This is a genomic window from Histophilus somni (genome assembly GCF_014202395.1).
Lineage (GTDB): Bacteria > Pseudomonadota > Gammaproteobacteria > Enterobacterales > Pasteurellaceae > Histophilus > Histophilus somni.
Map to the genome: position 1 here is coordinate 23,746 of NZ_JACHGQ010000003.1, position 22,502 is coordinate 46,247.

At 35.0% G+C, this 22,502-nt stretch carries 21 protein-coding genes and 1 pseudogene; 11 read left to right on the top strand and 11 right to left on the bottom strand.

The window, feature by feature from the left end; translation table 11 throughout:
- Positions 1 to 19: 19 nt before the first annotated feature.
- The 3 genes from HNR69_RS02405 to mazG form a co-directional block, all read right to left on the bottom strand.
- Positions 20 to 694, bottom strand: coding sequence for an SPOR domain-containing protein (locus HNR69_RS02405; protein WP_136122235.1), 675 nt, complete (start codon positions 692 to 694; stop codon positions 20 to 22).
- Between the two features lie 71 nt (positions 695 to 765).
- Positions 766 to 2,958, bottom strand: a complete 2,193-nt coding sequence (gene priA, locus HNR69_RS02410; protein ID WP_075293720.1) for a primosomal protein N' — start codon at positions 2,956 to 2,958, stop codon at positions 766 to 768.
- A gap of 4 nt (positions 2,959 to 2,962) precedes the next feature.
- On the bottom strand, positions 2,963 to 3,772 hold the full coding sequence (gene mazG / locus HNR69_RS02415; protein WP_075293721.1) for a nucleoside triphosphate pyrophosphohydrolase: 810 nt from the start codon (positions 3,770 to 3,772) through the stop codon (positions 2,963 to 2,965).
- A gap of 513 nt (positions 3,773 to 4,285) precedes the next feature.
- Here mazG and HNR69_RS09490 point away from each other — a divergent pair.
- The 4 genes from HNR69_RS09490 to HNR69_RS02430 all read left to right on the top strand — a co-directional run bounded on the left by HNR69_RS09490 (position 4,286) and on the right by HNR69_RS02430 (position 6,902).
- Positions 4,286 to 4,585, top strand: coding sequence for a hypothetical protein (locus tag HNR69_RS09490; protein WP_198351452.1), 300 nt, complete (start codon positions 4,286 to 4,288; stop codon positions 4,583 to 4,585).
- A gap of 182 nt (positions 4,586 to 4,767) precedes the next feature.
- Positions 4,768 to 5,007 carry a hypothetical protein gene (locus tag HNR69_RS09495; protein WP_198351451.1) on the top strand — a complete coding sequence of 80 codons (240 nt, stop codon included), beginning with the start codon at positions 4,768 to 4,770 and terminating at the stop codon, positions 5,005 to 5,007.
- A 274-nt stretch (positions 5,008 to 5,281) separates the two neighbouring features.
- Positions 5,282 to 5,683, top strand: coding sequence for a carboxymuconolactone decarboxylase family protein (locus HNR69_RS02425; RefSeq protein ID WP_075293722.1), 402 nt, complete (start codon positions 5,282 to 5,284; stop codon positions 5,681 to 5,683).
- Positions 5,673 to 6,902: an MFS transporter gene (locus tag HNR69_RS02430; protein WP_075293723.1), complete on the top strand. Its 1,230-nt coding sequence runs from the start codon at positions 5,673 to 5,675 to the stop codon at positions 6,900 to 6,902. The genes HNR69_RS02425 and HNR69_RS02430 overlap by 11 nt, the downstream gene beginning before the upstream one ends.
- Before the next feature lie 62 nt (positions 6,903 to 6,964).
- On the opposite strand, the pseudogene HNR69_RS02435 reads toward HNR69_RS02430, so the two are convergent.
- Positions 6,965 to 7,081, bottom strand: a pseudogene (locus HNR69_RS02435) (nucleoside triphosphate pyrophosphohydrolase); the annotation flags it as partial.
- Positions 7,082 to 7,249: 168 nt separating this feature from the next.
- On the opposite strand from HNR69_RS02435, the gene uspA reads away from it, so the two are divergent.
- From uspA to galU, 5 genes are all read left to right on the top strand, one after another.
- Positions 7,250 to 7,675, top strand: a complete 426-nt coding sequence (uspA, locus tag HNR69_RS02440) for a universal stress protein UspA (protein ID WP_011609276.1) — start codon at positions 7,250 to 7,252, stop codon at positions 7,673 to 7,675.
- A 191-nt stretch (positions 7,676 to 7,866) separates the two neighbouring features.
- Positions 7,867 to 10,491: an alanine--tRNA ligase gene (gene alaS / locus HNR69_RS02445; RefSeq protein WP_075293725.1), complete on the top strand. Its 2,625-nt coding sequence runs from the start codon at positions 7,867 to 7,869 to the stop codon at positions 10,489 to 10,491.
- Between the two features lie 186 nt (positions 10,492 to 10,677).
- A complete protein-coding gene (gene csrA / locus HNR69_RS02450) occupies positions 10,678 to 10,860 on the top strand; it encodes a carbon storage regulator CsrA (RefSeq protein ID WP_012340249.1) in 183 nt (60 codons plus the stop codon).
- Positions 10,861 to 10,893: 33 nt separating this feature from the next.
- A complete protein-coding gene (locus HNR69_RS02455; RefSeq protein ID WP_012340250.1) occupies positions 10,894 to 12,258 on the top strand; it encodes a phosphohexomutase domain-containing protein in 1,365 nt (454 codons plus the stop codon).
- 73 nt (positions 12,259 to 12,331) lie between these two features.
- Positions 12,332 to 13,219: a UTP--glucose-1-phosphate uridylyltransferase GalU gene (galU, locus tag HNR69_RS02460; RefSeq protein WP_075293726.1), complete on the top strand. Its 888-nt coding sequence runs from the start codon at positions 12,332 to 12,334 to the stop codon at positions 13,217 to 13,219.
- 47 nt (positions 13,220 to 13,266) lie between these two features.
- On the opposite strand, the gene HNR69_RS02465 is transcribed toward galU, so the two are convergent.
- The 7 genes from HNR69_RS02465 to HNR69_RS02495 all read right to left on the bottom strand — a co-directional run bounded on the left by HNR69_RS02465 (position 13,267) and on the right by HNR69_RS02495 (position 18,932).
- On the bottom strand, positions 13,267 to 14,130 hold the full coding sequence (locus HNR69_RS02465; RefSeq protein WP_075293727.1) for a Dam family site-specific DNA-(adenine-N6)-methyltransferase: 864 nt from the start codon (positions 14,128 to 14,130) through the stop codon (positions 13,267 to 13,269).
- Between the two features lie 6 nt (positions 14,131 to 14,136).
- Positions 14,137 to 15,225 (bottom strand): 3-dehydroquinate synthase, encoded by a 1,089-nt coding sequence (gene aroB, locus HNR69_RS02470; RefSeq protein WP_075293728.1) that lies wholly within the window; start codon positions 15,223 to 15,225, stop codon positions 14,137 to 14,139.
- Between the two features lie 19 nt (positions 15,226 to 15,244).
- On the bottom strand, positions 15,245 to 15,772 hold the full coding sequence (gene aroK / locus HNR69_RS02475; protein WP_012340254.1) for a shikimate kinase AroK: 528 nt from the start codon (positions 15,770 to 15,772) through the stop codon (positions 15,245 to 15,247).
- Positions 15,773 to 15,953: 181 nt separating this feature from the next.
- On the bottom strand, positions 15,954 to 17,087 hold the full coding sequence (gene pilQ, locus HNR69_RS02480; RefSeq protein WP_012340255.1) for a type IV pilus secretin PilQ: 1,134 nt from the start codon (positions 17,085 to 17,087) through the stop codon (positions 15,954 to 15,956).
- 15 nt (positions 17,088 to 17,102) lie between these two features.
- Entirely contained in the window at positions 17,103 to 17,600 is a 498-nt protein-coding gene (locus tag HNR69_RS02485) for a hypothetical protein (RefSeq protein WP_011609266.1), read from the bottom strand.
- Positions 17,601 to 17,603: 3 nt separating this feature from the next.
- A complete protein-coding gene (locus HNR69_RS02490) occupies positions 17,604 to 18,143 on the bottom strand; it encodes a PilN domain-containing protein (RefSeq protein ID WP_012340256.1) in 540 nt (179 codons plus the stop codon).
- A gap of 3 nt (positions 18,144 to 18,146) precedes the next feature.
- Positions 18,147 to 18,932: a hypothetical protein gene (locus HNR69_RS02495; RefSeq protein ID WP_012340257.1), complete on the bottom strand. Its 786-nt coding sequence runs from the start codon at positions 18,930 to 18,932 to the stop codon at positions 18,147 to 18,149.
- A 124-nt stretch (positions 18,933 to 19,056) separates the two neighbouring features.
- Here HNR69_RS02495 and HNR69_RS02500 point away from each other — a divergent pair, with 124 nt between their 5' ends.
- Together HNR69_RS02500 and HNR69_RS02505 are read left to right on the top strand one after the other, a co-directional pair.
- Positions 19,057 to 21,597, top strand: a complete 2,541-nt coding sequence (locus tag HNR69_RS02500) for a penicillin-binding protein 1A (protein ID WP_075293729.1) — start codon at positions 19,057 to 19,059, stop codon at positions 21,595 to 21,597.
- A gap of 59 nt (positions 21,598 to 21,656) precedes the next feature.
- A complete protein-coding gene (locus HNR69_RS02505) occupies positions 21,657 to 22,502 on the top strand; it encodes a 23S rRNA (adenine(2030)-N(6))-methyltransferase RlmJ (protein ID WP_075293730.1) in 846 nt (281 codons plus the stop codon).

A 22,502-nucleotide genomic window follows, 5' to 3' on the forward strand; every position in this document is an offset into this window, starting at 1 on the left:
TCTTGCGAGGATTAAGTAATCACATGCCAATAATCACACAATTTCCAATGGAGTTGACTTTTTCTAAAGTTGTTTTTGTTGTGTTATGATCTCCAATGGGACCAATGACAACTCTGTTCCAGTTTTCACTACGTTTAATTTTAGCATCGAAACCGGCAATAGATAAACGTGCTTGCATGTTTTCTGCTTGAGCACGATTTTTAAAAGCTCCACATTGCAAGCCAAATTTCTTTTCTGGCGAATTTACAGTAGGGTTGTTTTGTATAGACTGTGCTGTTTGTACCGGCTTTGCGGACACAATATCTATTTTCTCACGTCCTTTATCTTCTTTAATTCTTGCCTGTTCAGCCGCTTTTTGCTCTTTTTCCATTTCCAGCAAAATTTTCTTTTGCTCTTCGCTTAAACGAATATCGTTATTTAACGATTGATTATTATCAACAGGAACTGTTCTTGTTTCTAGGGCTTTAATGTAACTCCATACTTCTTCCGGTGGGGTAGGGAGGACGCTTTTGGATTTTTCAGATTTTACGGGTACCTGTATAGTTGTATTCTTCGTTTTGGTTTTCAAAAAATACAACCCAGCCACAAAGCCAATAATGATCAAAAGAATCAAGGTAATTAAGAAGATTTTATGCTTTCCTTTTGTCTGTTTTTTCTTTTTAGACTTCACACCTGTTCCGTAATCTTTTGCCACAATAAAATCCTGAATAACGAGTAAGTAATAAAAATGGCAATTCTACTCAAAAAACTATAACTAATCTAGTACTAGCTCAAATCCAGCGGATCTATATCTAAAACTAACCGCACTTGTTGTAATCTTAAAAAATTTTCTTGCTGAAAAGAGTGTAAAATTTGTTGTAATTCTGCTTTGGATTTATGTTGTAATAAAAGGTGCCAGCGATATTGCCCCGCTTTTTTGCTAAAAGGTGCTTGGATAGGCCCCAAGATTTGCAAGTTTTTGCTTGAGGTATTATGAAAATAGGCGGCAATTTGGTGTAACACTTCCTCAGCTTTTTGTGAGTGGCGACTTTGGGCTTTAAACAGTGCTTGAGCACTGAAAGGCGGTAACCCCATTTGGTTACGCAAAGTGAGGGCTTGTTGGGCAAAGTAAGGATAACCTTGACTTAATAAACTAACCAATAAAGGATGTTCCGGATAGTGGGTTTGCAAGACGACCTCTCCTTGTTTTTCTTCTCGTCCGGCTCGTCCTGCAACTTGAACATAAAGTTGGGCTAAACGTTCTTCTGCCCGAAAATCAGTAGAAAAAAGTGCACTATCCACGTTTAACAGTGCCACTAAAGTTACATTGGGGAAATGATGCCCCTTGGCTAGCATTTGTGTACCAATTAAAATTTGGCTTTTGCCTAATTGAATATCCCGTAGATATTGTTCCAATTTTCCTTTGCGAGCGGTACTATCTCTGTCAATACGGGTAATCTTATAGTTTGGAAAACGTTGGTTTAAACTTCCTTCCAATTGTTCTGTTCCTAAACCTGTCGTCACTAAATGTGTCGAGCCGCAATTTACACATTGCATTGGAATAGGCTTTTGTGTTCCGCAATGGTGGCAACGTAGAACTCGCTGATGTTGATGATAAGTATAAGGCTTTTCACAATGTTGGCATTCTACAATCCAGCCACATTCATGACAAAGTAGAACAGGTGCGAAACCACGGCGGTTTAAGAACAATAAAACCTGATTTCCCTTTTTTAAGTGATTTTTCATCATTGTCAACAAGGTTTCAGATAAACCGTTATGTACTATTTGTCGCTTTAGGTCGATAACCGAATGACGAAGTGCGGTAGTATTTCTTGCTCTTTTTTTGAGTGTGATGTGACGATATTTGCCTTGTCGTACATTATTGATGCTTTCCAAACTTGGCGTTGCAGATCCTAACACGATAGGAATATCCAATTGTTTAGCGTAAACTACTGCAAGATCACGAGCATGATAACGCCAGTTATCTTGTTGTTTAAATGAAAGATCATGTTCTTCATCAACGATAATTAGCCCCAGTTGTTTAAAGGGAGTAAATAGTGCTGATCTCGTGCCGATGATGACCGCACTTTCGCCATTTTTAGAACGTTGCCATACTTTCAAACGTTGGTTATCATTTAAATTTGAATGTAACACATCAATTTCAATATTAAATCTCGCTTGAAAGCGTTGTACTGTTTGTGGCGTGAGACCAATTTCCGATACCAGTACTAAAATTTGTTTCTCTTGTTGTAAAATTTCCTCAATAAATTGAAGATAGATTTCTGTTTTTCCTGAACCGGTTACGCCTTCTAATAACCAACAGATAAATCCGGATTGAAAGGTTAATTGGCTGAGTGCAAGAGCTTGCTCTTGGTTAAGGGGAAGGCGATCGTTAGTTTTTACAATAGATTGATGATTTAATTTTTGTTGCCAAGAGATACTTGTTTTATGTATTTCTTGTTCAGATATATATCCCTTACTTTTTAAGGTGCTCCAAACTTGGTTATGAAAAGGATTGTTATTTTTTTCTGTGATATTGTTTTGTAGATAATGTAGAGCCTCAAGCTGTTTTTTTGCTCTTTTTAATTTGTTGTTGTCTAATGCTTGTTGCCCCTGTTCCGTTAGTTGAAAGAAAAATGTTGATTTTTCTACCGCACTTTCACCACGGCGTAATTTGCTTGGCAAGCTGCTTATTAATACTTCTCCTAAGGGAAATTGATAATAGTCCGCTCCCCAATGTAGTAGATGCCATAATTCAGGGGTAAAAACAGAATGATGATCAAGAACGGAGATAATGGGTTTGAGTTGTGAAATATCTATCTCCGTTTTTTCAGGTAACTCAGTGACAATACCAATTAATTTTTGTCGTCCGAAAGGGACTAATACTCGACAGCCGACAGCGGTTGAAAGGGCATTTGGAATAAGATAATCAAAAAAACTAAACAGAGGAACGGCAAGAGCAACTCGTGCAAGTTTCATTATGTTATTTTCCTTGCGTAGTTTGTGTGATTTCATCTCGTTTAACTTCATCCCAAAAAATATCCATTTCAGTTAAAGAGGTATTTTCGAAGGTTTTGTGTGCTTCACGCAATTTTTGCTCGACAGCACGAAAACGGCGTTCAAATTTTTTATTGGCTTTACGCAAGCTTTCTTCAGGATTACATTTTAGATGACGACTTAAATTTACTACCGCAAAAAGAAGATCGCCGATTTCTTCTTCAATTTTTGTTTGGTTGATAGGATTTGTTTGATATTCCTGTTTAACTTCTTCTAATTCCTCTTGTACTTTAGCTATCACAGGATTGACATTATTCCAGTCAAAACCTATTTTGGCACAGCGTTTTTGTAATTTTTCGGCACGCTTCAATGCTGGAAAAGCATGGGGAATATTATCTAAGATTGATTGATGTCCTTTTTGAATATATTCACTTGCTTTTGCTTTGTTCCAATTTTCTAATGCCTCGTCTGCATTATTGGCTTTTTGTTCTCCGAATACGTGTGGGTGGCGACGCAAGATTTTTTCTGTAACGGTATGTACTACGTCATCAAAAGTAAAATATTGATCTTCCGTAGCAAGTTGGCTAAAAAATACAACTTGTAAGAGCAAATCACCTAATTCTTCTTTCAGAGCAGACATGTTATTTTGCTCTATTGCTTCAATGACCTCATAAGTTTCTTCAATTAAACAAGTGATCATCGAACGATAATTTTGCTTTAAATCCCAAGGACAACCATTATTAGGATCTCGTAATTGGGCAATGATACGAATAAAATCTTGAATGTGGTAGCTCATAAATAATCTCATGAAATAAATAGTATTTGAAATAAGGATATCATAGCCTTGAATGAACAGAAAAATGAAAATTTTTTTAAATTTTTAGCCACACTGTCCCAGGAAATGACGATGAACTATCATTTGATAAATATATTGGGTCGATGAGTGCATCTATTATGTGATGAGTGCACCAAGACTGACAAGCATTTTTTTGAATCAAATATTAAAAAATTATGCTCATTTCTAAAAAAACATTTTGACATCTTGATGTTTTTAGTTTGCAAGAAAAAAGCCATAGATTAACGAGGTATTTGGTTTATGGAGCTGACTTTTATTTTTTATTTTATTCACATAAGGGAAGGTATTATGTTAAAGAAATTAGACCCAAGTAAAGTTGTTGGACTTAAAAACCAATCGAACTGCAAAACAATTATGACAATTGGTGTTTAAGACAAGAAATAACTCCAGTTGAGAAGACACTAGGTTGCAATCTAGTGTCTTTTTTTATTAATTAGATTTTAAGGATAATGAATGAACTTTAATGATATTTATAATCCAAACCAGTCTTTGGCGATTGCGTTGCATAGTGCAAATAACCAAAAGATTGTAGATTCTTTTTATTATTTATTGGATGTGTGTGATGAAATCTTGGATGTAAACTTCAAAGAAAATATAATAAAAGGCATAGATTTTATAAAATCCAATTCGATATTGAGAGGTATTTTATTTCACTTTGTTAATCATCTTGTTAAGTCAATTTCTAAAAATGATATTGATGAAATAAAAGATGTATTTATTTATTTTAATAATTTTATCTTATTTTATAGCTGAGAAAAAATAATTTTTCTGGTGTAGGAAATATAGGTAACTTATATCTAAATCAGTTTAATAAAATTAATGATGATGCCTATGAGTTTTCTTGTGCACCTATCAAGGATAGTTTAATTAATGAATATAGGTTAAAAATTAATAATCTTATGAAATTTATCAGAGATATTGATTTGGAAACCTATATGGAAATTGAGAATATAGTCGATGATATATATGTATTTGGTGTGAATTTTAAAGATAGTCAAGAAATGATTTATTCTGGTAGTGATTTTGACAAACTTGGTTGTATTTTCTTTAATGAAGATATTTTTTTAGATAAAGATGATTTGTTTATCTTGGATAAGATTATACATGAATCCGCTCATCAGATATTATTGTCTGTAATGATACATGATGAAGTTGTGCTAAATTCAGATGATTAGCGTTATCCATCACCTCTTAGAACCGGACTAAGAACAATGAATGGTATATATCATGCAGCTTTTGTTTTGTATCGGATAGCAAGATCAAGATTTTTTAATCAAATTATTGAGAGAAAAAATACTCAATATCCTTATAATCATTTGATTTCTTATTTTAACAAAAATCAAGAACAATTTTTGGTTTGTTATGATGTTATTTCTAAAAATGGAAAATTAACAGATTTAGGAAACGTTATCATCGAAAACTATTATAAAGAATTAAGGAGTATGTCTAGTGAAATTGACAGATAAGCTATCTAAAAAAAACATTGAATTGATGCAAAGATTTAATGATAATGCGGTAAGAAGACTAAATGATGATTTATATCCAATAGCACCAGATTTGGTCGAAATGCTTATTGATTCAATTTACGGTAATGTTTATCAAAGAGGTGTTTTGAGTATTAAAGAAAGACATATAGCAACGCTATCGGCACTTATTGCCATTGGGGGCTCAGAAAGGCAATTGTCGTTTCAAGGGTTTGCTGCTTATAAGCTTGGTATCACAAAAGAAGAAATCCAAGAAATATTGATACAAAATGCAATATTTAGTGGATTTACGAGAGCGATGAATGCGGCTGTTGTGCTTGATGAAGTGTATAAGAAATATTTACAAGGGAAAGATGATGAAGCATAATGATTTTTATCGTTATCAATTAGCAGAAGTTATGCTTAATACTGGCATAAGAACTATTGGATTTTTGTTTGCTTGGCTTATGCTTACTACCTTTCATCAACCTCAGCATTTAGGCGTTTTTATTGGTATTTCTTGGGCGTGTCAGGTGTTGGCATTGCTTTTATTTTCTTGGGTGTGCAACCAGTCTACATTTATTATTTATAGTAAAAAGTTATTGTTGCCTTTTTGCTTTATTTGTTTTTTGTTTTTTTTGACATTGTTTTTTGTTTATAATTATTTTATTTTTGGCATAGTTTTTATCGTTAGTTCTGTTTTTACCATTCTCTTGAATCCATTGGGGACGAGTCTTACCAATGATTTGTATGATGGTGAAGATAAATCAAATGGATTTAAATTGCGTGGTTTTGTGAATTCTATTAATACCATTATTTCCCCTGCTATTTCCGGATTTATTATTCACTATTTTAATACACAGAAGATTATTGTTTTTTGTATCCTATTATCTTTATTAAGTGGTTTCTTATTTTATTTTATAAAAAATATAAAATTACAAGAAAACTTGGGAAAAAAATCTAAAAACACCCTTAAAATACTATTGAAAAACCCTATTGAAAAATTGATGGTTTGTATATCATTATTAGCTAATTTTATTATCACTCCTATTATTTCATATATTATTCCTTACAATATATCCAACAAATTTAATTTATCGGCATTTTATATCGGTATTAGTGAGGCTTTCTTTGGTATCGGTATGATAATAGGTAGTGTTTATTTTCTAAAATTGTTTAATAAAAAACTTGGCAGTCATCATAGTTTGGTATTAAGTATTTTTTTAGTGATGATAGGTATTTTGTTTTCTGTGACAGATAATTTTTATATTTTTTGTTTTTCTTTAATGACGATTGGGGTTGGCGTTGTGATGTTTAATATTAACAGTACACATATTCGCTGTACGGCAACTCCCAAAAATATTCGTACCAGTTTTGAATTTGTTTTTTTAGCGTGCTGTATTGTATTTATTCCTATTGGCGTATTGTTAACGACTTGGGTATTAAATAATGGAGCTTTAGTTTATTTTTATGGAATTATTTGTTTGATTATGTTGGTTTTGTCTTTAATGATTTTTAAAAATACTGATATTGTTCACATTCATCAGCTTACTGATGATAAGCTGGATGGTTATTATCAGGTTTTGTATCCCAAAATCTATCCATAGGTGTGGGTGTTGTGGTATTTGGATTGTGGCACTGCCTTAGCAGGGGCGGAGGTAGAGTATCAAGACAAACAAGTGATCATCGAACGATAATTTTGCTTTAAAAAATCCCAAGGACAACCATTATTAGGATCTCGTAATTGGGCAATGATACGAATAAAATCTTGAATGTGGTAGCTCATAAATAATCTCATGAAATAAATAGTATTTGAAATAAGGATATCATAGCCTTGAATGAACAAAAAAATGAAAAATTTTTTAAAACGTGATCTGGTGCAAATTTTTTTATTTTTATCAATGCTAGTATAGTTCCAACAGTTAGTTAAATTCATTAAGCTAAGGAGGCAATTATGTATAAACACGTATTAGTGGCTGTAGATCTTTCAGATGAAAGTGGATTTTTACTCGAAAAGGCAGCAAAAATAGCAAAACAATATGGTGCTAAATTATCGGTTATCCATGTTGATGTGAATTTTTCAGATCTTTATACGGGTTTAATTGATGTTAATATGTCTTCAATCCAAGATAGAATTTCAACTGAAACACATCAAGCCTTGATTGAGTTATCAGAACAATCTACCTATCCTGTTTCTGAGAAATTGAGTGGTAGTGGTGATTTAGGACAAGTCTTATCTGATGCTGTTGAGCAATATCAGGTTGATTTATTAGTAACAGGTCATCATCAAGATTTTTGGAGTAAGTTAATGTCTTCCACTCGCCAAGTGATGAATTCAATTAAAGTTGATATGTTAGTTGTACCGCTTAGAGAAGAATAAATATAAAGAATTTGTGATGGGCAGCGTGAGTTGCCCTTTTTTATTAGCATTGAAATATTGTTTTGCATAATGCGTTATTACTTCTTGAGAGAATATGAATAATCAGCTAAAAAAGTTTTTTATAAATGTCAAAAATATGCAACAATAAGCAGGTTTTTTACTGGATTTACAAGATATAACAAGGTTTTTTAATGAAAACAACAGCAGAAATTAGACAGGCTTTTTTGGATTTTTTCCATAGCAAGGGACATCAAATTGTAGATAGCAGCTCTCTTGTACCGGAAAATGATCCAACGTTACTTTTTACTAATGCGGGAATGAATCAATTTAAGGATGTTTTTCTTGGATTGGATACCCGTTCTTATACGAGAGCAACTACAGCACAGCGTTGTGTACGTGCAGGCGGTAAACATAATGACTTAGAAAATGTCGGCTATACCGCTCGTCATCATACTTTTTTCGAAATGCTTGGTAATTTTAGTTTTGGAGATTATTTCAAACAAGATGCTATTAAATTTGCTTGGGAATTTTTAACTTCACCGGAATGGCTCGGATTACCAAAAGAAAAACTATATGTTACTGTTTATGAAACTGATGATGAGGCCTATGGTATTTGGTATAAAGGAGTTGGTGTGCCGGAAAATCATATTATTCGCATTGGTGATAATAAAGGTGCCCCTTATGCTTCTGATAACTTTTGGGCGATGGGTGATACAGGACCTTGCGGTCCTTGCACTGAAATTTTTTACGATCATGGTGAGCATGTGTGGGGTGGTTTACCAGGTAGTGAGGAAGAAGATGGCGATCGTTATATTGAGGTTTGGAATATTGTATTTATGCAATTCAATCGATTGGCTGACGGTACGATGGAAAAATTACCAAAACCTTCCGTTGATACGGGGATGGGGTTAGAACGCATTAGTGCGGTAATACAGCATGTAAATTCAAACTATGATATTGATATTTTCCAAAAATTAATTGCTAAGGTTGCAGAACTGACAGGGGAAAAAGATTTAACTAACAAATCGTTGCGTGTTATAGCTGATCATATTCGTTCTTGTGCCTATTTAATTGCAGATGGCGTTATTCCTTCTAATGAAGGACGTGGATATGTTTTACGTCGCATTATCCGTCGTGCGGTTCGTCACGGACATTTATTAGGTGCTAAAGACACTTTCTTTTATAAGCTCGTACCGGTTTTGATCGATGTTATGGCTACAGCCGGTAAAGATGTAAAAGCGAAGCAAGCCAATGTAGAGAAACTGCTACAATTAGAGGAAGAGCAATTTGCTCGTACTTTAGAACGTGGTTTAGCCTTGTTAGATGAGGCTTTAATTAACGTAAAAGATGGTGTGTTATCCGGTGAAGTAGCATTTAAATTATATGATACTTACGGTTTTCCATTAGATTTAACTGCCGATGTTTGCCGTGAGCGTAATATTCGTATTGATGAGGAAGGCTTCGAGCGTGAAATGGAAGTGCAACGCTTGCGTGCACAGGCGGCAAGCCGATTTGGTGTAGATTACAATAATGTTATTCGTGTAGAAGGGACAACTACTTTTGAAGGTTATACTGAGGCTGAAACTCAGGCAAAAGTTACCGCACTTTTCTATGAAGGTAAATCCGTTGAGAGTATTAGTGCAGGGCAAAGTGCGGTTGTTATTTTAGATGATACACCGTTTTATGCTGAGTCCGGCGGACAAATAGGTGATAGAGGTTGCCTGATTGCGACAAATATGCGGTTTGACGTGAAAGATACGCAAAAATATGGGCAAGTTTTTGGTCATATCGGTACGTTAATTCAAGGCACATTAAACGTTGGTCAAACAATCAATGCTGTTGTTGATACGGAACATCGTACAAAAACTTCATTAAATCATAGTGCTACGCATTTATTACATGCGGCTTTACGTCAAGTATTAGGTACTCATGTTGCACAAAAAGGCTCTCTTGTATCAGATACAATATTACGTTTTGACTTTGCTCAACCTGAAGCGATTAGCCAAGAACAATTGTTTGAAATTGAATGCCTCGTAAATCAGCATATTCGAGCTAATCATTTGGTAGTAACCGAAGTTATGCCTATTGATGAAGCGAAAGCTAAGGGGGCTATGGCATTATTTGGTGAAAAATATGGTGATGTAGTGCGTGTTGTGAAAATGGGCGAGTTTTCTATTGAGCTTTGTGGCGGTATTCATGTAAAACGTACGGGTGAAATTGGTCTATTTAAGATTGTTTCCGAATCTGCTATTGCGGCCGGAGTTCGACGTGTTGAGGCAGTAACTGGAGAGGTTGCAATTAATTGGTTGCAACAACAGCAACAGATCTTAATGCAAAGTGCGGATCTTTTGAAGTCTGATGCAAATTCATTAGTCGAAAAAATTCAGCAATTACAAGATAAAGCGAAGAAAACAGAAAAAGAGTTGCAAGCACTAAAAGAAAAATCTGCGATGAAGGCGGGTTCCGATATTGCTAAAAGTGCGGTAGAAATTAATGGTGTTTCTGTTATTGTTCAACAGCTTGAAAATATGGATGTAAAATCTTTACGTGTTATTGTCGATGATTTGAAAAATCAGTTGGGATCAGCGGTAATTGCTTTTGTTACGAAGAACGAAGATAAGGTTAATCTAGTTGTTGGCGTGACAACGGATTTAACCTCTAAAGTTAAAGCAGGTGAATTAGTTAATTTAATGGCACAGCAAGTGGGTGGTAAAGGTGGCGGACGTCCTGATATGGCAATGGCGGGTGGATCACAGCCGGAAAATATCTCCAAGGCGTTAACAGTTTGTAACGAATGGTTACATAAAAATTTATAAAGTAAAAATTTTGTGTTGTGGCTCACATTTTTGAATATTATTCATCTCTTTGTGGGAATAAATAACGTACAATGTAAGTCGGATAACACTTCATTATTATCATGCTTTATTATTATAACGCTTTGTTATTTAAGGATTTTAAGCAAGATAGAGATCTTATAAATTCAACTGAAATGAGAGGGTTATATGCTGATATTGACCAGAAAAGTTGGCGAGAGCTTACTCATTGGCGACGATATTTCTATCACAATATTAAATATACGTGGCAATCAAGTAAAAATCGGTGTTGAAGCACCGAAAGAGGTTTCTGTTCATAGAGAAGAAATTTATCATCGTATTAGAGATGTTAAAGATGAACAGCAGTTGTAATTGGCTTTTTGAACGATAAGATATGGAGAAATTATGAGTAAACTAACTTGTTTTAAAGCATATGATATTCGAGGTCGTTTGGGTGATGAATTGAACGTGGATATTGTATATCGTATTGGTCGTGCATTTGGACAATTTTTAAAACCCAAAACGATTGTTGTCGGTGGTGATGTTCGTTTAACAAGTAAAGAATTAAAAAGTGCTGTAACAAATGGTCTTTTGGACTCAGGTGTTAATGTTATTGATTTGGGAGAGACGGGCACTGAAGAGGTCTATTTTGCGACTTCATTCTTAAAAGCTGATGGTGGTATTGAAGTAACAGCCAGTCATAATCCTATGGATTACAATGGATTGAAGCTTGTACGTGAAGGTTCGCGTCCGATTAGTGCAGATACAGGTCTTGCAGATATTCAACGTCTTGCGGAAGAAAATAATTTTGCTCCAGTTTCCCAACGTGGGGAGTATAAACAACTTTCAGTATTAGGGCATTATATTGAGCATCTCTTATCTTACATTAATTTGGAAAATTTAAAGCCAATGAAATTGGTGATTAATTCAGGCAATGGTGCAGCAGGTCATGTTATTGATGCTATTGAAGCACAATTCCGAGCTAAGCATGTGCCTGTTGAATTTGTGAAAGTTCACAATAATCCGGATGGTACTTTCCCGAATGGAATTCCTAATCCGATTTTGCATGAAAACCGTCAAGATACGATTGATGCCGTGTTAGAGCATAAAGCTGATATGGGGATTGCTTTTGATGGCGACTTTGACCGCTGTTTCCTATTTGATGAAGAGGGCGGTTTTATTGAAGGTTATTATATTGTGGGATTATTGGCACAAGCATTTTTACAGAAAAATAAAGGGGCTAAGATAATTTATGATCCACGCTTAATTTGGAATACGATTAAGTTAGTTGAAGATAATGGCGGCGAAGCGGTTATGTCTAAATCCGGACATTCTTTCATCAAAGAAAAAATGCGTACTGTTGATGCTATCTATGGGGGTGAAATGAGTGCACACCATTATTTCCGTGATTTTTTCTATTGTGATAGCGGAATGATTCCTTGGTTGCTTGTTATGGAGTTAGTGTCAACCACAGGTAAATCACTAGGTGAGTTAGTGGGGAATAGTCTTGAAACCTATCCATCACCGGGTGAAATTAACAGTAAGTTAGTTGATGCGAAGTCTGCAATAGAGCGTGTGCGTGTTGCTTATGAAAAAGAGGCAGTCAGTGTAGATGAAACTGATGGTATCAGCATTGAGTATCCAAATTGGCGTTTTAATTTACGCAGTTCAAATACGGAGCCGGTTGTTCGTTTGAATTTAGAAACACGAGGCGATAAACAATTGATGACAGAAAAAACAGAAGAAATTCTCGCTTTATTGCGTCAATAAATTAAACTTAAGTAAGACCGCACTTTGTTTCCGCAAAGTGCGGTTATTTATGGCTCTAATTAAGGAAATTAAAATGAAAGTAATTATTCCTGTTGCCGGCTTAGGAACGCGTATGTTGCCGGCAACTAAAGCAATTCCCAAGGAAATGTTAACGTTGGTTGACAAACCGTTAATTCAGTATGTCGTTAATGAATGTGTTAATGCAGGGATTAAAGAGATTGTGCTGGTAACGCATTCTTCCAAAAATGCTATAGAAAATCATTTTGATACATCTTTTGAGTTAGAAACTATGTTGGAACAGCGTGTTAAACGCCAGCTTTTAGATGAAGTTCGTTCTATTTGTCCGACAGGCGTTACTATTATGCATGTTCGTCAAGGGAATGCTAAGGGACTAGGGCATGCTGTACTTTGCGGGCGAGCAATTGTTGGCAAGGAAGCTTTTGCCGTTGTTTTACCTGATGTATTACTTGCTGAATTTGATAGTAATCAAAAAACAGAAAATCTTGCTGCAATGCTGAAGCGTTTTAAAGAAACGGGAAATAGTCAGATAATGGTTTCACCTGTACCTGATAAAGATATTAGCAGTTATGGTATTGTTGATTGTGGCGGTGTTACTTTAAATGTTGGTGAGAGTGTTAAAATCTCAAATATTATTGAGAAACCCTCATTTGAGGACGCACCTTCCAATTTGTCTGTTGTTGGGCGTTATGTTTTTTCAGCGACAATTTGGGATCTATTGGAAAAAACACCAGTTGGTGTCGGTAACGAAATCCAATTAACTGATGCTATTGGTATGCTAATTGAAAAAGAAGTAGTTGAAGCATTTCATATGACCGGCAAGGCTTTTGATTGTGGAGATAAAATAGGATATATGCAAGCCTTTGTGGAATATGGTTTACAACACCCTCAATTAGGGGAGAATTTTAAAACCTATTTGAAACAACTGGTGCAGGACTTGTAGAAATTCGTTATGGCTAAACTTTGTCGGTTCTTTAATATAAAATTTTATTAAGGGACCGATTTTTTGTGATTAAAAACTGCTATCAATTCATTTACTTTAATTCTTTTGTGAGATGATTTGCTAATAGAACGCTGAACTTTTAAGCGTTTAATTTTTGCGTCTTTGTAGATCTCTCTGGTAAATTTGGTATCGTGGTTAGAGATTAAGACCGGTACACCGTGGTTTAGTGCGGTATCTTTTGCCAGTTGAGCTAAATTTTGTTGATGAGATAAAGAAAATTCATTACCTGAATAGCTGGTAAAGTTTGAGTTTTGTTTCAATGGTGCATAAGGCGGATCACAATAAATAACAGAATCATTATTGATCATTGAAAATGCTTGTTGGAAATCAGCACAAATAAACACCGCTCTTTGTGCTTTTTGGGCAAAATAACGTAGTTCAGACTCCGGAAAATAATGTGTTTTATAACTACCGAATGGAACATTAAATTCATTTTTAGCATTATATCTGCATAATCCGTTGAAACCATATCTATTTAAGTATAAAAACAAAACCGCACGTTCAAAAATATTTTGCGATAAATTAAATTCAGCTCTGCGATGGTAATAATAATTAGCGGTATTAGCTTGATCATGGAAAAATACTGGTTTGCATGCCGCAATATAATGTTCAACATCTTGCTTTACAATATTAAATAGATGGATCAAGTCAGGGTTAATATCTACGAGAATATAGTGTTCAAAATGAGTATTTAAGAATACAGAACCGGCACCGACGAAAGGCTCAATAAGGCAAGTTTTATTTTTAGGTAAAAGTTTGTTAATTTCCTCTGTTAAGCGAAACTTACCGCCTGCCCATTTTAAAAATGGGCGATATTTCACTAAATTAGAAGAAGTTCCTTTGCTGGACATGAAAGATTAACTTTTTTTTGAACAGGTACGAATTGCATCAAGCACGTATTCTTTGTCCGTATCTGTTGCAACGTAGGCTTGACCAAGTGATTTTAGTAAGACTAGGCGTAATTTTCCAGCAAGAACCTTTTTATCACGCATCATATGTGGTAGATAATCTTCAGCTTTCATTGTATCAGGTGAGGCTGTAGGTAAATCTGTTTGAGTTAAAAGTTTCTCCAGTCTCGTTACATCGTTAAGTGATAAATCACCTAATTTATTAGACAAGACCGCAGCTATCATCATTCCGGTTGCGACTGCTTCTCCATGTAACCAATTTCCATATCCAAGGTGAGTTTCGATAGCATGCCCGAAAGTATGACCTAAATTTAATAACGCACGCTCTCCTTTTTCAGTTTCATCACGAGTAACCACATCTGCTTTAATTTGACAACAGCGAGCAATGCACTGCTGTAAATATTGTTGTTCTAAAGCAACTAAATTAGTTATATGTTTTTCTAGCCATGTAAAAAATTCATCATCTAAAATAGCACCATATTTAATGACTTCAGCTAAACCTGCGTGAATTTCCCTTTTAGGTAAAGTAGTTAGCGTTAGCGTATCAATAATAACGGCACAAGGTTGATAAAAAGCACCGATCATGTTTTTTCCTAATTTGTGATTGACAGCCGTTTTTCCCCCAACGGAAGAATCTACTTGAGCAAGTAAAGTGGTTGGAATTTGAATAAAACGGACACCACGTTGATAGCTTGCCGCTGCATATCCGGCAATATCACCGATCACACCGCCACCCAGTGCAATAATAGAGGTATCTCGTCCATGATTAGCTTTTAAAAGTGCGGTAAAAATTAAGTCTAGAGATTCTAAAGTTTTGTATTGTTCACCTTCTGGGAGTTGCACATTCTCTACCGAGCAACCAATTTTTTCTAAGGTGTCTGTTATAGAGGATAAATAATACTGTGCAACTGTAGGGTTAGTTACAATCATCACCTTATCGCCTTTTTTTAGCGGATAAACTTGTGGTTCGGATAATAACCCCATTCCGATATGGATAGGATAACTACGTTCCCTTAGTTCTACATTTACACACAGCATTTTATACCTCAAAATGTAATTAGATTTTAAGATTATCAATTAAATCAATGATTTGATTCGCCATTAATTTGGCACTTTGCTCGTCTGTCGGCAAAATAATATCAGCCACTTCTTCATATAAAGGGTTGCGGACTTTGGCTAAATCTTCTAATACTTGGCGAGGATCTTCAACATTTTGTAGTAATGGACGTTTTTTATCACGTTGAGTACGTTGGAATTGTTTTTCAACGGTCGTTTCTAAATAAATAACGGTGCCACGAGCAGATAAATAATTACGATTATCTTTTGATACGATTGCACCACCACCGGTAGAAAGCACAATGCCTTGTTTTTGAGTTAGTTCATTGATGATACGTTCTTCGCGTTTACGAAAACCTTCTTCCCCCTCAACGTCAAAAATCCAGCTAATATCTGCACCTGCACGTTGTTCAATTTCGGCATCAGTATCAATAAATTCCATGCCTAAAATTTGTGCTAATTGACGACCGATTGTACTTTTTCCAGCCCCCATAGGACCCACTAAAAAAATATTACGTTTTTCTGCCATTTGTACTTCTTCTTTACAAATAAAATTAAAAAATTGATCTTATAAAAAACAAACGACCTAAAATAAAGAGGTCGTAAAAGATCGCCCAAAAATAATGGAGATTATCTCAATAAATGCCCCCTTTTTTCAACCTAAAAGGGGATTTATTTTAAGATTTCATTAAGTGCGGTTTATTTTAATACTATTTTAATGGTTTTATTATTTCATTAGGTTGTTCTGAACGAATGATCCTTGGGGTAACAAAAATGACTAATTCACGTTTTTGGTGTCTTTCACTTTCACGGCTGAACAGTCTTTTTAATATAGGTATGTCTCCTAACAGCGGTACTTTATCTACTCCTTTTGTGATTGTATCGTGAAATACGCCACCCAACACAATCGTTTCCCCATCTTGTGCAAAAACTTGAGTATTAATTTCTTGTTTATCAATAGATACCATTTCATTTTGCCCATAAGTAATACGACTTCCAGGGGAGTTTTGGCTTACAATGAGATCCAGTAAAATAGTATTGTCTTTAGAAATGTGTGGCGTTACTTCTAATCCTAAAACTGCTTCTCTAAACTCTACTTTCTGTTCATCAGATTTCTTGCCGGTAATAACATAAGGAATTTCAGTTCCTTGTTTAATACTTGCACTTTGCTTATTCGTTGTAAGTAAACGAGGGCTTGCAATAATTTCTACATTATTTTCTCGTTCAAGTGCGGTAAGTTCTAAGTCTAAAAGTCGATCATTAATTTTGGCAATTTGTAAAGCAATAGAACCTGCAGGTGTTGCGGTAGTAGCAAAATTGACGTTAAGTTGTTCCGTTAAATGCTGAAATCCGTTTGCTGCTAGATTGCCTGAAAGATGATGAGCGTTATTTGTAGGCTCAAAAATTCCCCAACGAACCCCCAATTCTTTTAAATTTTCATCGCTAATTGTTACAATTCTCGCTTCAATTGCAATTTGTTCAATAGGTTGATCCATTTCTTTGATTAATTTTTTTAAGGCATTGAGAGTTTCCTGATTATCCTGAATTAAGAGCAAGTTACTTCGTTCATCAAAACTAAAAGTTCCATTTGATGAAAGCCATGAACCTTGACCTGTAGTCAGTGATTTCATTACATCAGCCGCTTTAGCATAATGTAATTTGATCGAAGTCGTCGTTAAATTTGGCTCATTAGTCGATTTTGACAAATTTTCCTTTGTATCTAATTGTATATTTGTCTCTTTTTTTATGCTTCTTTGTCTTTTATCAAAGGGATCTCTAGCAGATAATTCCACACTTACTGTGAATAAGAACAAAAAGAAATATAAGAAATTTTTAATTAACATAGGTATTCTCCATGACTAAAGTTGTAAAGAAATATCGGCTTGAATGGAAAAATCTTCATTTTCACTATGAGAAATTTGCAACGAAACTAAATTGAGTGGAACTTGAGGTAAAAGTGCGGTTAAAAATTGAGATAAATCGGAAAAATAGCCTTTAACGTGAAAAGTTAAAATAGGTTGATTTCCCATTTGCCAATGAGATTGTTCAAATAATAATTTTCCATTATTTAACAATTGTAATTTTTGATTAATTTGTGCAAGAGGTTTATTAAACTCAATATTATTTTGTTGATAGCGTTCCTTTAAGCTGGTTAATATTTGTTGCCTGTGAACAAGTCGAGCATTTTTTTCGTCAATTTCAACTTGAAGTTTGTGTGCAATTTCTTGTTGCTGAATATAATTGAGCGAGGGATAAATTGAGCTTATCAAAATTATTAAGAAAAAAATTAAAATTTGTTTTAGTGAAGATAAATTTACCCATTTTACTAACAAATTATCAGAATGCTGTAACTTCATGATCTATTCCTTATGTTGAGTTAAACTTAATTCAAATTCAAATATGACTGATCTTCTCTGATCAATTTGTTTTTCTTTAAAGGTCAACAGTTTTACATTTGAAAACAAATTTTGTTGTTTCAAGAATTTTTGTAGCTGTTCAACTTCATTATTTTTCTCCGTTTCACCTTGCAAAATTAATTTTTCAAAATCTAAGGACAGCTCGTTTAATTCCCCACTTTGTAACGGAAGTTTAGAAATTGTTGTTAATATTGATAAAAATTGTTCATTCGGTAATTTTTTTAAGTTTTTTGATTTACCGCCATAATTTCTTTGTAATGTAGAAATGTTCTGTTTTATTTTTGCAAGTTTATTGTCAATTTGTTGTATTTGCTCTCTTTTTTTATCTATTTCGGTGTCAATTTTTTGAGTTAAATAAAGTATAAAAGTTACACCAGCAAGACAGATAATGAGGCTGGCAAGTGATTTATAAATAAACGATTTTATTTTTTGTCGATAAATTTCTTGTCGCCAAGGTAATAAATTAATTTCAATATTACGCATTTATTATTCCTTTAATTCCGTTATTTGATAGAGTTCATGTCTTCCCCAAAGAGCATTTCCTAAAGCAATAAAAGGCAATTCGGTATTAATGATGTTCCATTTATGAGTGATATTTTGTTGTTCATTTTTTTCACAATAGCACCAAACGTGTTGAGGTTGGCAGTTAAAACGTTGGCAGAATTCTTGATAAAGTGCGGTAATATTTTTGTCATTTTTTTGTAGAACGATGGTTTGTTGTCCGATTTCTTGTATTGCTATACAGCCGTTACGATCCTGATATAAATATAATGTTTCCATCTTTTCTTTTTGGGGGTGAAAATAATGGAATGCTCGTAGTAGGCTATTACTTAAGCAATCTAATGTATTAATTTTTATAGGGAAAAAACGATGCACATAATTTTGAGCTGTTTGTTTTCTAACAACGTAGATAGCCAGTTTTGCACCTTGTGTTAATTCTTTATATTGGTAGTCGTACCAAATATCATCGAAATCTGTCGGCAATTCATTTTCTATGATTAAGTTACATTGTTGTTGGCATTCTTGCTCATTTAACTTTTGCGTCAATATGATTGTTTTTACCCAGACGTGCTGATTGGGTAAACAGGCTATCCATGTGCAGATATTCTTTGCGAATTGTGGTGTCAAATCAGATAGTTTAAGAGGGGGATTATCGTTTTTAGTTAAAAAGTGCGGTTGTTTTTGTTCATCAAACCAGAGGAATTGCCATTGTTCATCTTGTCTATGAATACCAATTTGTAAAATATTTGCTGTTTTTTTGTTAGGTCTCATTTCATATTCTCTTTAATAAAATTTATATTTTAAAACTTAGCTTTATTAGCTAAATCCTTTATACTTACCTCATTGATTATCGATATATTTTTTTCAAATACATTAAATAAGAGAGAATTTTACGATGAGGATCGCAAAATTAATATTTAGTACCTTACTAACGTTGATTATTTTAGGGTGTGTTGTAGTCGGTATTTTTTACATTCAGATAAAGAAAGATTTGCCCGGTGTTGATGGTTTAAAAACAGTTGAGTTACAGCAACCCATGCAAATTTATACTGCTGATGGAAAATTGATTGGTGAAGTAGGGGAGCAGCGGCGTATTCCGGTTAAATTGCAGGATATTCCACAAAAATTAATTGAGGCTGTATTGGCCACGGAAGATAATCGTTTTTATGAACATCATGGATTAGATCCTATTGGTATTGCTCGAGCTATTAGTGTAGCTATCAGCAAAGGAAATGCTTCTCAGGGAGCAAGCACGATCACTCAGCAATTAGCACGCAATTTTTTCTTAACACCGGAAAAAAATCTTGTCCGTAAAATTAAAGAGGCAATTTTAGCCATTGAAATTGAGCATGTTTTAACTAAGGATGAAATTTTAGAGCTTTACCTAAATAAAATTTATTTCGGTTACCGTGCTTATGGCGTTGCGGCAGCGGCAAAAACCTATTTCGGTAAAGAATTATCGCAGTTAACTTTATCTGAAATGGCTGTCATTGCCGGATTGCCTAAAGCACCTTCAACAATGAATCCAATCAGTTCATTAAAACGTGCACAGGATAGACGTAATGTTGTATTGGGGCGTATGCTTGAGACGAACTATATTTCTAAAGCTGAATATGATGCGGCGATAAGCGAACCTATTGTTGCCTCTTATCATGGAACACAGTTAGAATTTCGAGCTGATTATGTGAGTGAAATGGTCCGTCAAGAAATGGTAAGACGCTTTGGCGAAGAACAGGCTTATACGAAAGGATATAAGGTGTTCACAACAATTTTATCCAAAGATCAGGCACAAGCACAGAAGGCTTTACGTGAGAACCTTATTGCTTATGACATACGACATGGTTATCGTGGTGCGGTCACTTTATGGAAGAAAAATGAAAAGGCTTGGGAAACAGAGGCGATTGTAGCACATCTAAAATCTTTACCAAATTCCAATCCATTTATTCCTGCTGCTGTTCTGTCCATAAGTAAAACGGGCGCTAACTTGTTGTTAGCGGATGGTAAGAATATTACTTTATCTAACAATGCGATGCGTTGGGCGGGTAAAAAAATGCCTAAAGAGGGCGATCAAATTTGGGTAAGACAACAGAATAAAGAATGGGTTTTAGGGCAAATTCCGGAAGCTAATTCTGCATTAGTTTCTCTTAATAGTGATAATGGTGCTATTGAAGCGTTAGTTGGCGGTTTTAGTTTTGAGCAAAGTAAATTTAATCGTGCTACACAATCCTTGGTGCAAGTTGGCTCATCCATTAAACCTTTCATTTACGCTGCTGCCTTGGAGAAAGGATTAACTTTATCAAGTGTTTTATTGGATTCGGAAATTGTTATTCAAAAACCGGGGCAAGAACCTTGGACACCTAAAAATTCACCAAATCGATATGATGGTCCAACTCGATTACGTGTAGGATTAGGATTATCAAAAAATATGATCGCTATTCGTGCGATCCAAATGGCAGGTGTTGATTTCAGTGCCGAGTTTTTGCAACGTTTTGGTTTTAAGTCGGAGAATATTTTTGCCAGTGAAGCGATGGCATTAGGTGCAGCCTCTTTTACTCCGTTGGAGATGGCAAGGGCTTACGCAGTATTTGATAATGGCGGTTTTTTAGTTGATCCGTATTTAATTGAAAAAATTCAAGATAATATGGGGAATGATGTATTTATTGCGAACCCTAAAATAGCTTGTATCACTTGTCATGATATTCCGGTAATTTATGGAGAAACAGAGAAATTAGACGGATTTAAAGAGAATACATCTATATCGGATAATGCCAATGCCTTAGATTTAGGGGGGGAGGAAGTCAGTGAAATTACTGATATACCCGAATTAAATACGGTTAATAAAAAATTAGATGAAAGTGCGGTTCTCTTTATGGCTGAGGCGAAGACGGAGCATTCGACGGAACAATATGCACCTCGTGTGATCAGTGGTGAATTGGCTTTTCTTATTCGTAGTGCATTAACCAGTGCGGTCTTTGGTGAAGAAGGACTTGATTGGAAAGGAACCAGTTGGCGAATGGCAGAACACTTCAAGCGTCGTGATATTGGCGGAAAAACGGGTACAACCAATAATTCTAAGGTTGCATGGTATGCGGGATTTGGTGCAAATCTAGCCACTGTGGTATATGTCGGATTTGATGATAATAAAAGGAGTTTAGGAAGAGGAGAAACAGGCTCGGCAACAGCTATGCCTGCATGGATTTCCTATATGAAATTCAGTTTAAACGATATTCCGGAAAGAAAACTTGCCTTACCGCCAAATATAGTGGAAAAAAATATTGATGTTAGATCCGGTTTATTGGCAGAAACGGGAGAAGGGAAAATAGAATATTTTATTAGAGGTACGGAACCTAAAAGAACATTCGTTCAACAAGGACGTGGTTACTACCTTCCTTCTGAAACGGATCTGCCAAGTGCGGAACCGGAAGAAATTTTCTAAAACAAACCGCACTTTGTAAAAGTGCGGTCTATCTTTCATTATTTTATAAGGCTAAGTTTATGCTAAGTTATCGTCACAGTTTTCACGCAGGTAATCATGCTGACGTGTTGAAACATATTGTTTTAATGTTGATTATTGAAAATTTAAAATTAAAAGAAAAAGGATTTTATTATTTAGATACACACTCTGGTGTCGGGCGTTATCGTTTATTCGGTGATGAAGCGGAAAAAACAGCGGAATATCGAGAGGGGATTGCTCGACTTTGGGCAAAAGAGGATTTACCCGAGGCAATTCAACGTTATATTTCTTTAATTAAAAAGCTGAATTACGGTGGTAAAGAATTACGTTATTATGCAGGTTCGCCCCTGATTGCCGCACAACTTTTACGCTCACAAGATCGTGCATTGTTAACGGAGTTACATCCGGCAGATTATCCTTTGTTACGCAATGAATTTAAGGAAATCAATAACATTAATACAAAGCGGGATAATGGTTTTCAGCAGTTGAAAGCGACTTTACCGCCTAAAGAACGTCGAGGTTTGATCTTAATTGATCCACCTTATGAACTAAAAGAAGATTATGATCTTGTGGTAAAAGCAATTGAAGAGGGATATAAACGTTTTGCAACCGGTATTTACGCCCTTTGGTATCCGGTTGTATTACGACAACAAACTAAACGAATCATCAAGGGCTTGGAAAATAGCGGCATTCGTAAAATTTTGCAGATTGAATTAGCGGTACGTCCGGACTCCGAACAACGAGGAATGACTGCAAGTGGCATGATTGTGATTAATCCGCCATGGACATTAGAAGATCAAATGAAAAAAATCTTGCCTTATTTGACCCGCACTTTAGTACCGGAAGGAACCGGTAATTGGTCTGTAAAATGGATTACGCCGGAATAG